Origin of the sequence: Candidimonas humi, assembly GCF_019166065.1 — a bacterium.
Classification (GTDB): domain Bacteria; phylum Pseudomonadota; class Gammaproteobacteria; order Burkholderiales; family Burkholderiaceae_B; genus Candidimonas; species Candidimonas humi.
Genome location: NZ_JAHTBN010000001.1, coordinates 372,883 through 384,453 on the forward strand (window position 1 = coordinate 372,883; position 11,571 = coordinate 384,453).

Consider the following 11,571-nt stretch of genomic DNA (forward strand, 5'->3'; position numbering starts at 1 on the left):
AGGCCGGCCGATCCGGCCAGCAACAGCTCTGGGCCGACGATTTCGCCTGGCGGGCCGGGCGGGCACGTCTAGCATTAAAATATAATCATTATCATTTGTATTAAAATAACCAGGCCCGCCCGGCACGGCTTTCTGTCGCGCCGCCCTTCCCTCATTCCCGCAGATCGATGAAACAGACGGCAGAAATTCCCGCCACGATGCATGTCGGCGCGCAGCGTGCGCGCCATCACAACCGCCGCGCCGACGTGGTGCGCTGGTTGCGCAAGACCCACGGCTGGTTCGGCCTGTGGGGCGCGGCACTGGGCTTGATGTTCGGCTTCAGCGGCATCTGGCTCAACCACCGTGCCGTGCTGAAATTGCCCCCTGTGGCGCAACAGCGCAGCAACGCGCAGATCAGCCTGCCCGACTCTTTACCCGCGAACCCCGAAGCGGTCGCGCGCTGGCTGCAGCAGGAACTGGAAATGGATCGCCCTCCTTCGATACGCGTGGAACGTGCCCGGCCGGTGCCCTGGGTGCCGCGATCCCGAGGCGACGCGGGCAAGCCCTTGATGCAGCCCGAGCACTGGACATTCCGGTTCGGCGGTCCGCATTCCAGCGTCATGGTCGATGCCTGGGCGGGCAACAAATCGGTCAGCGTGCATCGCCTGGACAACGGGGTGATAGGCACGCTGATGAATCTGCACAAGGGCGTGGGCATGAGCGCGGCCTGGATACTGCTCATCGACACGCTGGCCGGCTCGCTGATCTTCCTGTCGCTGTCCGGCGTGATACTGTGGGTGCAGACCAATCGCCGCCGGACCGTCGGCACGACGATACTCATCGTTTCCGTGGTGGCGCTGTTGGCGCTCGCCTTGCCGCGCATATAGGGCGGGCCAGCCCGGGCAAGTCAGGCCGCGGCGGGGTCGCTGCGGCTGGCGCGGCCGGTCTCGACATGCCCCGCATAGCGCCGTTCGTAGGCCTCGTCTTGCAGCAGGGATATGCCGATGTCGTACCAGTGATGGCTGGCCTCGATATTCCAGCGCGCCGTATACGAGGCGCCGGGCAGCAGCGTGAACTCGCGCGGCTCCTGCCCATAGGCCAGGTCCTTCAATACCAGGGATAGCGGCTGCGGCCCGCGGTTCGTCAATTCCAGGGCGAAGTCGTGCGCCGGGGCTTTACCTGTCGCGGCGGCCTGGCGTATCTGCAGGTACTGGCCGGGGCGATCGGACCGCAGGCTGCCCCGGTAGACGCGCACATAACCGTTGGGCCCGTGCAGAGTCCAATCGTAGACGTCGGTGTTTTCCGCAGCGGGCAGCAGATCTTCCAGATGGCCGCCCGCCGCCAGCGTATAGCAGCGCGGCGCCAGGCTCGCCGCCCGCGAGCGCGCCCAGAGGCTGGCCCCCTGGCGTCCGTGATTGTCGAAACTCAGGCGCAGGCCTTGCGTTACGCCCGCCGCGACTTCGTCGGACAGGTGCAAAGCATAAGGCAGCGCTCGCGCCGGGCGCGTGCCGGGCTCTTGCGGATGCGGCGTCACCGCGCCCGGCGCAGGCACCCGCGGCGCGTCCAGCGTGCTGCATTGCTGGTCGGCCATAGCCTGGTAGCCGCGAGTGTCCGGCAAGGGCGCCGGCCTGTCGTCGCGGCGGGAAAAATCGAATGCCGTATCCAGATCGCCGCAGACCGTGCGGCGCCAGGCGCTGATATTGGGTTCGTGCACGCCGAAGCGCCGCTCGATGAAGCGAATCACCGAGGTGTGGTCGAACACCTGGGAACAGACATGGCCGCCCTTGGACCAGGGCGACACCACGATCATGGGCACGCGCGGGCCCAGGCCGTAGGGCAGGCCGTCGGCCTTGTACAGCGGCTGGTGCTGAGGATTCACGACCGTGTGCAACTCGTCGGCCACGGGCACGCTGCTCTTGCCCAGCCCCGGGCCGGTCGGCGGGCTGGGCGGCACCATATGGTCGAAGAAACCGTCGTTCTCGTCATAGACCACGAGCAGCACGCTGCGGCTCCAGACGGAGGGATTGGCGGTCAGGGCGTCCAGCGCCCGGGCGATGTAGCTGGCGCCGTAGGCCGAGGTCCACTTGGGATGTTCCGAATAGGCGGCCGGCGGCAGCAGCCACGACACCTGGGGCAGGCGCCCGTCGCGCACGTCGCGGGCGAATTGTTCGAGCGGGCGCGCCGTCATGGCGCGCCGGTGCAGGGCCGAGCCGGCAGGCGCCTGGATGTAGGCGCCGAAATTCGCCAGCACATTCAGGCCGAAATTGCCGTTATAGGGATCATGCGGGTTAGTGCCTTCCTGGTAGACCTGCCAGGAAATGCCGGCGCGCAGCAGGCGTTCCGGGTAGGTGGTCCATGTCAGCGCCGGCAGGTAGGGTTGCGATACCGGATCGTGATTGTCGATCAGCGGCCCGCCTCCCCTGCCGCTCGGGTCGTTGGTGCCCGTCATCAGGAACATGCGGTTCGGGTGCGTGGGGCCGGGCATCGAGCAGAAATAATGGTCGCACACGGTAAAGGCATCGGCCAGCGCATAGTGGAAAGGAATATCCCCGCGCAGGTGATAGCCCATCGTCATGTCGGTCTTGTAGCGCGGCCAGCGATCGTAGCGGCCGCCGTTGATCGCGGCATGCGTCTTGCGCCAGGTATGGTCCAGGTCGCCTATGCACTGGGCGCTGGTAGTGTGGGTATCGAGATGGAACGGCGCGATGCTGCCTTGGACCGGGTCGTGGCGCGGCTGCTGCCATACCGGCGCCCCGCCCGGCAGTTCGGCGGGAAAGCGGTCGTTGTAGCCGCGCACACCGCTCAAGTGGCCCAGGTAATGGTCGAAGGAACGGTTTTCCTGCATCAGCACCACGATGTGGCGCACGTCTTCGATCGTGCCGCGCTCTGTGTGCGCGGGAATCGCCACTGCCTTGCGTATGGATTCGGGCAGCGCGTCCAGGGCCGCGGCAGCCGCCGCGGCGGCGCCCGCCCGCTTGAGGAATTCCCGCCTGCCGGAGTGGCTCATGATCCGATTTGCTCGCGTGGGTTCCGAACGGGCCGGTCGGGTGGCCGCGATCCGCCCCGCGTCGCGCCATACTGGAGCCGCCCATTCTTGGGCACGGGCGGATGAGGCCGGCGGGCCGGGTTCATGGTCTAGATCTGTTCGTAGTGTTCGTAGCGCCTGCCGGTGTCCTGGGGCTGGCTGTCGACTTCGGTCACGCGCGCACCCGGCGGACCGACCAGCAGCCACGAGAGCATGCGATCCACTTGGTCGTGTTCACCCTGCAGCAGTGTCTGCACCGAGCCGTCGGCGTTATTGCGCACCCAGCCGGTGACCCCCAGCAGATGGGCCTGGCGCACCGCGGCGGCGCGAAAGCCCACGCCCTGGACCCGGCCCGTGATTCGTACATCCAGGGTTTCGAGTGCGTGATCGCTAGTCAGATTCTTCATGGCGCAAGTATAAGAGTTCGGCGTGGGCGTGTCGCCTCCCCCGGCCATGGCACGGCGCGCCGCACAGGTCTCGCGGCATGCGCTGCCGAAGCCGCGATCAGGGCGGCGCATCCAGCCACAACAGGCCGAAGCGCCGATGCTTGTCCGTCCATACCGGGCCGCGCCTCAGGCCGGCGTGCGTGGCCAGTTCGTGCAGGCTGTCTATCGTGAATTTATAGGAATTCTCGGTGTGCAGCGTCTCGCCTTCGACGAATTCGTAGCGGCGCCCGCAGACGCCGACTTCCTGCTTGCGCAGGCTCATCAAGTGCATCTCGATGCGTTGCTGTCCGGCGTTGTAGAAGGCGCTATGCGCGAAGCCCGAGGGATCGAAATCCGTCCCCAGCTCGCGATTGGCGCGCACGAGCAGGTTCAGGTTGAAGGCCGCCGTCACGCCCTGCGCGTCGTTGTAGGCGGCATGCAGCACCGCGGGCGCCTTGATCAGGTCGGCCCCCAGCAGCAGCGCGCCGCCGCGCAACAGCGCGGCCGCCTGCTTGAGAAAGCGCAGGGCCTCGTCGGGACGCAGGTTGCCGATGGTGGAGCCCGGGAAGAAACCTATGCGCCGGGTGCCGCGATGCAGCCTGGGCGGCAGCCGCAGCCCCTTGGTGTAGTCGGCCACGACGGGCTGGATCTGCAGTTGGGGATAATCCTGCTGCAGGCGGCGCGCCGCGGCCGCCAGGTGTTCGCCCGAGATGTCTATGGGCAAATAGCGTCCCGGCCCTTGCAGCGCATCGAGCAGCAGGCGGATCTTGGCCAGCGAGCCGGCGCCGAATTCGATGATCTCCGCTTCGGCGCCCATGTGCTCGGCGATCTCGGGAGCATGCGCCGACAGCAGGCCCAGCTCGCAGCGGGTCAGGTAGTATTCGGGCAATTCGCAGATCCGGTCGAACAGCGCCGAACCTGCCGCGTCGTAGAAGTATTTGGGAGAAAGCTGGCGCGGGCGCTTGGCCAGCGCGGCCTGCAGGTCGCGCGCGAATTCGCCGCGCGCCGCGGCGGCGGCCGGGTCTTCGATGGCGTCGGCTTCCTTGCGTAGTGTATGGCTCTGCATCAATCGTCCTTGGCCAGGCGCAGGCCCGAGAACTGCCAGCGGGCTTGCGCAGGAAAAAAATTGCGGTAGGTGTGCCGCCCGTGGCCCGGCGGCGTCGCACAGCTTGCGCCGCGCAGCACGAGCTGGCCGACCATGAACTTGCCGTTGTATTCGCCCACGGCCCCCGGCTGCGCGCGAAAGCCCGGATAAGGATCGTAGGAAGAGCGCGTCCATTGCCAGACGCTGTCCATGGCTTGGGCGAGCCCCGGATCGTCCACGGCCGCTTCCCATTCGAACTCGGTCGGCAGGCGCGCGCCCGCCCATTGGGCATAGGCGGCGGCTTCGTAGAAACTGATCTGGCTTACCGGCGCGTCCGGATCCATGGCTTGCAGCCCGCCCAGGCCGAACACTTCCCAGTCTGCGGGCCGCGGCGCCGCGGCGTCGTTTTCGCTTACCCAGTACAAAGGGCCGCGCCAGCCTTCGGCCTGTACCCTGGCCCAGCCGTCGGACAACCACAGCGAGGGATCGCGATAGCCGCCGTCGGCGATGAATTGGGCATACTCGCCGCAACTGACCAGGCCGCTGCCCAGCAGGTAGGGTCGCAACAGCGTGTCGTGGCGCGGCGATTCGTTGTCGAAAGCGAAGCCGGCGGCGGCCCGATCGTCATGGCCGATCGATGCCAGGCCCTCCGGCCGGCTCAGCCAGCGTTGCGATTGCGCCGGGCCGGCTGCGCGCGGCGGCGCGGGCGCACGCCCCGGCGGCAGGTAGGCCGGCCGCAAGGGGTTGCACCACAAGACGTGCAGGATATCGGTAAGCAGCAGCTCTTGATGCTGCTGCTCGTGGTGCAGGCCCAGCACCAGCAAGCGCTCGACCTGCGCCTGCGCGGGCCCGGCGCCTTCTCGCAGCAGCCGGCGCACGCCGGCATCGACGTGGCGCCGATAGGCATGGATCTCTTCCAGCGAAGGCCGTGTCAGCAGCCCGCGCTGCGGCCGCGGATGGCGCGGCCCGAGCGCTTCGTAGTAGGAATTGAACAGATAGAAGTAGCGCTCGTCGAAGGAGCGGTAGCTGGGGCTGTGCGGGCACAGCACCATGGCCTCGAAGAACCAGCTTGTATGGGCCAGATGCCACTTGGTCGGGCTGGCATCGGCCATCGACTGCACGCACTGGTCCTCGGCCGAGAGAGGCGCGGCCAGTTCCAGGCTGCGGGCCCGCACCTGTTCGTAGCGCCGTTGCAGCCCGGCGTCTTGTGCACAGTCCTTGCCCGCTGCGGGCATTTCTAGGGTATCAGCATCGGGTGATAAAGCATCCGGCATGAGCCTGGCCTCCACGATCCGTACACGACAAGCGGCGGCCCCGGCGGGCGCTCGCCATGTAATTTTCCATTAAAACACGCCGGGCCTGCGACGGTTTTTCCATACGTAACCACCTTCGTCCGATCGCCGCAAGCCCGGCACAGGGCGGGCGACGAACGCCCAGGACCGCAAGGCCGAGGTCCTTCACATCGGCTCCGATCTGGGGCACACTCGCGGCAGTAGCTTCACACACCGCCCTGCCCGCAACCCCAAGCCTACCTCATGCACGCGCTGCTCGACTACATTGCCCTGCACCCCACAGGGGCGCTGCTGGCCGTGTTCCTGGTGGCTTTCGCGGAATCCATCGTGCTGGTGGGTACGCTGGTGCCGGCCGGGGTCGCCATGTTCGCCGCAGGCGCCTTGATCGGGGCCGGCGCGCTGGACCTCTGGGTGACATTGGGCATCGCGGCGCTGGGCGCCATCGGCGGCGACGGGCTGAGCTACGAGGCCGGCCGCCGCTGGAACACGCAGATCCGCGCCTGGGGGCCGCTGGCCCGCCGCACTGCGCTGCTCGAGCGCGGGGAACAATTCGTGCGCGATCACGGTGGCAAGAGCATACTTTTCGCGCGCTTCATCGCGCCGGTGCGCGCCATCGTGCCCTTCCTGGCCGGTACGGCGTCCATGCCGCGCCTGCGCTTCTACCTGGTCAATATCGGCTCGGCGCTGGTCTGGTCACCCACGCATATCCTGCCGGGCGTGCTGTTCGGCGCGTCCCTGCAAGTGGCGCGGGCCGTAAGCGGACGCATAGCCGCGCTGCTGCTGCTGATTGTGGCGCTCGCGTGGTTCGTGGCATGGCTGGCGCGGCTCGCGGCTCGCGGCGGTGCACCCGTGCTGCGCAATTGGCGCGACGCGCTGCTGCGCTGGGCGAGCCGCAGCCCTGCCTCCTGCGCGCGCTTGCGCCGCTATGTGCGCGCGGTAATAGACCCTTCGAGACCCGACTCGCGCACCCTGCTGTTCTGGATATTGGTGCTGGGCGGCGGCAGCCTCATGTTCCTGCTGACCGCGCGCGGCGCGGTCACGGCACACTGGTTCACCGGCATCGACATGTCGGTGCTGAATCGGCTGCAGGCCTTGCGCACCTGGCCTGCCGACCAGGCGATGGTGGCGATCACCGAAATGGGCGGCGTGCGCATGCGCGTGCTGGTGGTGGCTACCATGGCGCTCTGGTTCCTGTTGCGCGGCTGCCGGCGCACCATGCGCTACTGGCTGGCCCTGGCGCTGGCCACCGAGGCCACCATCCGCGCACTGGGGCTGCTGATAGACCGCCCCGCGCCGCTGGGCCTGCCCGCGGGCCTGGAGCATGTCTCGTTTCCCAGCGGCCACGCCACTTCGAGCATCATTCTCTATGGCTTCCTGGCTTATCTGCTGGGCCGCAATGCCGGCCCCTATGCCCGCGCCACGCTCGCCGCCTGCGCCACCGCCGGCGTGGTGCTGATCGGCGTGTCGCGCCTGTACCTGGGCGCCTATTGGCTTTCCGACGTAGTGGCCGGATGGAGCATAGGCCTGGTCTGGCTGGCGCTTGCCGTCATCCTCTACACCCGCCGCAAGGTGCGCGAAGACATACATCCGCGCGCGCTGGCCGGCACGCTGGCCGTGGTGCTCGTGGCCGGCATCGCCTGGGTCTTCACGACCCGCTCGGCCTCCGACCTGGCGCTATATACGCCGCCGCTGCGCGTCCAGGCTATCACCCAGGACCAATGGACCGACGCCGCGTGGCGCAAGCTGCCCGCCTATCGCCTGGAATTGCGCGCCCATCGCGACGAACGCTTCCTGCTGCAGTGGGCCGATAGCGCCTCCGATGTCGAACGCGCATTGCAAGGCGAAGGATGGCTGCCGGCCCCGGCATGGTCGGTGCGCAGTGCGCTTACCTGGCTGCTGCCCAGCACCGATGTACGCGACCTGCCCGTGCTGCCCAGGTACGACCAGGGCAGCAATGCGGCCCTGACCTATATACGCCCCGACCGCGACGGACATGGACGCATGGTGCTCAGGCTGTGGCGTTCGGACTATGTGCTGGTGGCGCCGGGCCGCCCGCGCGAAATCCCCGTATGGTACGGCGCGTTCTACGATGAACGCTTCGCCCAGCCCGGCCACTTGTTCCTGCTGGGGCTCACGCGCAATCTGCAAGACCCGGCGCAGGTGCCGCCGCTGCTGCCGCCCGGCCTGCGGCTGTTGCCGCGGCCCGGGCCCCGGGCCGACGTGTTACTGGCCCTGCCCGCCCAGAATCCCTAGCCCCGCGGGTTCGTCCGGCGCACCGAATTCGGGTGTAGGATAAGCACTCTTCTCCAGGAGTCCCCGCCATGCCACGCAAAACTGCCGGCGACTTTCCGCCCCCCGTCCTCAAGCTCTTCGACTCGTACATTCACGGCATCATAGGCCGCCGGGAATTCCTGGAACAGGCCGCGCGCTTTGCGGTCGGCGGCTTCACCGCGGCTGCCATGCTCGAAAGCCTCAAGCCCGACTATGCCCTTGCCGAACAAGTGCCGCGCAAAGACCCGCGGCTGCACACACAGTACCTGAGCTATGCCTCTCCCAAGGGCTCGGGCACGGTGCGCGGCTATTTCGCCCTGCCGGCCAAACCCGCGGGCAAGCTGCCCGGGGTGCTGGTGGCCCACGAAAACCGCGGGCTGACACCCTATATCGAAGACGTGGTGCGGCGCCTGGCGCTGGCCGATTTCGTGGCCTTCGCGCCGGACGCGCTGACCTCGGTCGGCGGCTATCCCGGCAACGAAGAACAAGCCATCAAGCTGTTCGCCGGCCTCGATCCCGCCAAGCGCCTGGAAGATTTCGTGGCCGGCGCCAAATACCTGGAAAGCCGCCCCGAATGTACGGGCAAGATCGGCGCCGTGGGCTTCTGCTATGGCGGCGGCGTGGCCAATATGCTGGCGGTGCGCCTGCCCGAGCTGGCCGCCGCGGTGCCCTTCTACGGGCAGCAGCCCAGCGCTGCCGAGACCGCCCATATAAAAGCGCCGCTGCTGCTGCACTACGCCGGGCTGGACGAGCGCATCGATGCCGGCTGGCCGGCGTACGAGGCGGCGCTCAAGGCCAACGGAATACGCTACCAGGAATACATGTACCCGGGCGTGCAGCACGGCTTCCACAACGACACCACGCCGCGCTACGACCAGGCGGCGGCCACGCTGGCGTGGTCGCGCACCATTGCGTTCCTGAACAAGTACCTGCGTTCCTGAAGCGGCGCTCCGCCCGGAACACCGCCAGGCGCATTTTCGGTTCAGCTGTTTACAGCCTCGAAGCGCTATATATAGGGCGGGTCCTGCGGGGTGGCGGTAAACCCGCGCGCCACGCTTGCCCTAGCGCAGAAACTTCTTCTCGATCTCGCGCATCCGCGCATCGCCCTGCAATGCGATGATGTCCTTCACTCCGGGCAGCGCGGCATCCACGCCTTGGATGCCGCCGTCGCGGCGGATCTGCGCAAAGACGTCGCGCATCGCACCCACTGCGGCGCGGATGGCATGGTTGCCGTAGATCACCACGCCGACCTTGCCGGTGGCGGCGATATCGGCCTCGGTCAGTTGCGGGTAGGCGGTGGGCACCAGCACCAGGGGGACGCGCCCCGACCAGCCCGATATGAAGGCGAGAATCTCGTCGGGTGTCTTCTGCTTGGAATGAATCAATATGGCATCGGCGCCGGCCTCTTCGTAGGCATGCGCGCGCTTCTGCGCTTCTTCCTGGCCCAGCCCGGCGATCAGCGCCTCGACCCGGGCTATGACTACGAAATCCGCATCGCTGCGAGCCTGCGCCGCCGCCTCGATCTTGCCCTGGAATTCCTCGATGCGCACCAGTTCCTGCCTGCCGCCGGCGCGCAGGCTGGTGTCCTTGGGAAAGGTCTTGTCCTCCATCACCACTGCCGAGGCTCCCGCTGCCTCGTATTGCGGAATGATGTAGCTGACGGTCACCGCATTGCCGAAGCCCGTGTCGATATCGGCGATCAGCGGGATGTCGACGGTGGATGCGATCGCCCGCATCATCTCCAGGTGCGTGCCCATGGGCAGGATGCTGGCGTCGGGCACCGCATAGCTGGCGGACAGCTCGAAGCCGCTGCCCCAGATGCCGTCGAAGCCCGCCTCTTGCGCCAGCTTCGCCGCCAGCGGATTGTGGGCCGACATCGCGGTGAACAAGCGCCTTTGCGCCAGGGCTAGTCTCAACGCCTGGTTTTTCTGCTTAGTCATTCCTGCTCCTGGTATGTTCCTGTTGTGCCGGGCCCGGGCGCCCGATGGCGGGGATGCATGGCCTTGCTGCGTGCCAACGCGCTTCGGTCTCGCCTGGCCGGCGCACAAATAATATCGCCCGGCCCTATTGCATGGCTACCCCGGGCCGTGCGCAAAAAGAAACCGGCATCGACCCTCGGGGATCGATGCCGGCTTGTTGCCTGGCTCGCTCGCGGCCTGCATGCCTGCCGGGCGGGCGCGCCAAGCGCCTCACAGTCCGCAGGGGCTGGTCGGCGTCCGGCTTATGCGCCGCGCGGCTGGGTTCGCGTGGCGCGTGGCGGGCTTATTGCAGGGTGATGTGGCGCTCGCGGATCACGCCGCCCCACTTCTGCTGTTCTTCGCCGATGAACTTGCGGAACTGGTCGGGGGTGTCGCCCATGGGCTGCATGCCCATGGCGTTGAGCTTCTTGGCCACGTCGGGATTGGCCAGCGCCTTGTTGATCGCCGCGCTGAGCTTGTCGACGATGTCCTTGGGCGTGCCCGCGGGCAGCACCACACCTTGCCACGTGTAGGCGGTGAAGCCGGGCATGCCTGCTTCGGAGAAGGTCGGTACGTCGGGTATCGCCGAACTGCGCTCGGCCAGCGGAATCGCCAGGGCGCGCAGCTTGCCCGAACGGATCAGGGGCGCGGAAGCCGACAGGTCGGCCATCATGAAATCGACCTGGCCGCCTATGATGTCCTGCAGCGCTTGCGGAGTCCCCTTATAGGGCACGTGGGTTTCCTCGCCCTTGATCGTCGCCAGGAACAGTTCGGCCGCCAGATGATGCGGGCTGCCGTTGCCCACCGAGCCGAAGCTCAGCTTGTGCGGGTTCTTCTGGATGTAAGCGACGAGTTCGGCCAGGTTCTTCACCGGCAGGTTGGGACGCACCACCAGGACCATGGGCAGGCGCACCAGCGCGGTAACCGGCGCGAAGTCTTTGTTCGCGTTGTAGGCCAGCTTGGGATACAGGCTCGGGTTCAGCACCAGGGTGCCCTGGCCGGCGGTCATGACGGTATATCCGTCCGGCGCCGAGCGGCGCAGTTCCTGGGCGGCGATGATGGTGGCCGCGCCCGGCTTGTTCTCGACCACGATGCTGGCGCCCAGGTCCTTGGACACCAGTTGCGCCACCAGGCGGGTCGACACGTCGCTGCCGCCGCCGGCGGTGTACGGCACCAGCCAGCGTATCGGGTGATCCGGCCATGCCGCCTGGGCCGGCGCCGCCAGGGCCGTCGCGCCCGCCACCAGCGATATGCCGCCGCACAACTTCAACAGCCTGCGGCGCAGATTTCCCCTGGATTCCATATTGTTCATATCGTGCTCCTGTACTCGCACGGCCCACGAACTGGCCATGCACAAAAAATTAACATATCAACCATTAAAGTTAACATATTAATTAAAGCCTGGATACTAGGTGTTGCACGGAGGCGGATCCGGTTACGGCCACGAGCACGGCCATAGCTATGGCCGAGGCTAGCGCATTTTCGGTTCAGATGTTTACAGTCTTCGAAGCACTGTATGTGGCGGGTGCTGCAAGAA

The 11,571-nt window shown here is 67.0% G+C and carries 9 protein-coding genes; 3 read left to right on the forward strand and 6 right to left on the reverse strand.

Translation table 11 applies throughout. From position 1 onward, the window contains the following. Nucleotides 1-167 precede the first annotated feature (167 nt). Entirely contained in the window at nucleotides 168-866 is a 699-nt protein-coding gene (locus KVP10_RS01615; RefSeq protein WP_217962713.1) for a PepSY-associated TM helix domain-containing protein, read from the forward strand. Nucleotides 867-886: 20 nt separating this feature from the next. On the opposite strand, the gene KVP10_RS01620 is transcribed toward KVP10_RS01615, so the two are convergent. The 4 genes from KVP10_RS01620 to egtB form a co-directional block, all read right to left on the reverse strand. After that, nucleotides 887-2,986, reverse strand: coding sequence for a phosphocholine-specific phospholipase C (locus KVP10_RS01620; RefSeq protein ID WP_217962714.1), 2,100 nt, complete (start codon nucleotides 2,984-2,986; stop codon nucleotides 887-889). 128 nt (nucleotides 2,987-3,114) lie between these two features. Further along, nucleotides 3,115-3,411 carry an acylphosphatase gene (locus KVP10_RS01625; protein WP_217962715.1) on the reverse strand — a complete coding sequence of 99 codons (297 nt, stop codon included), beginning with the start codon at nucleotides 3,409-3,411 and terminating at the stop codon, nucleotides 3,115-3,117. Nucleotides 3,412-3,508: 97 nt separating this feature from the next. Beyond that, nucleotides 3,509-4,495 (reverse strand): L-histidine N(alpha)-methyltransferase, encoded by a 987-nt coding sequence (egtD, locus tag KVP10_RS01630; protein WP_217962716.1) that lies wholly within the window; start codon nucleotides 4,493-4,495, stop codon nucleotides 3,509-3,511. After that, on the reverse strand, nucleotides 4,495-5,748 hold the full coding sequence (gene egtB, locus KVP10_RS01635) for an ergothioneine biosynthesis protein EgtB (RefSeq protein ID WP_217962717.1): 1,254 nt from the start codon (nucleotides 5,746-5,748) through the stop codon (nucleotides 4,495-4,497). The genes egtD and egtB overlap by 1 nt, the downstream gene beginning before the upstream one ends. A 300-nt stretch (nucleotides 5,749-6,048) precedes the next feature. Here egtB and KVP10_RS01640 point away from each other — a divergent pair, with 300 nt between their 5' ends. Next, nucleotides 6,049-8,058, forward strand: a complete 2,010-nt coding sequence (locus KVP10_RS01640; RefSeq protein WP_217962718.1) for a bifunctional DedA family/phosphatase PAP2 family protein — start codon at nucleotides 6,049-6,051, stop codon at nucleotides 8,056-8,058. A 68-nt stretch (nucleotides 8,059-8,126) separates the two neighbouring features. Beyond that, nucleotides 8,127-9,017 carry a dienelactone hydrolase family protein gene (locus KVP10_RS01645; protein ID WP_217962719.1) on the forward strand — a complete coding sequence of 297 codons (891 nt, stop codon included), beginning with the start codon at nucleotides 8,127-8,129 and terminating at the stop codon, nucleotides 9,015-9,017. 120 nt (nucleotides 9,018-9,137) lie between these two features. On the opposite strand, the gene KVP10_RS01650 is transcribed toward KVP10_RS01645, so the two are convergent. After that, nucleotides 9,138-10,016: a phosphonopyruvate hydrolase gene (locus KVP10_RS01650; protein ID WP_217962720.1), complete on the reverse strand. Its 879-nt coding sequence runs from the start codon at nucleotides 10,014-10,016 to the stop codon at nucleotides 9,138-9,140. A 322-nt stretch (nucleotides 10,017-10,338) separates the two neighbouring features. Then, entirely contained in the window at nucleotides 10,339-11,346 is a 1,008-nt protein-coding gene (locus KVP10_RS01655) for a Bug family tripartite tricarboxylate transporter substrate binding protein (protein ID WP_246600239.1), read from the reverse strand. Nucleotides 11,347-11,571: the final 225 nt, after the last annotated feature.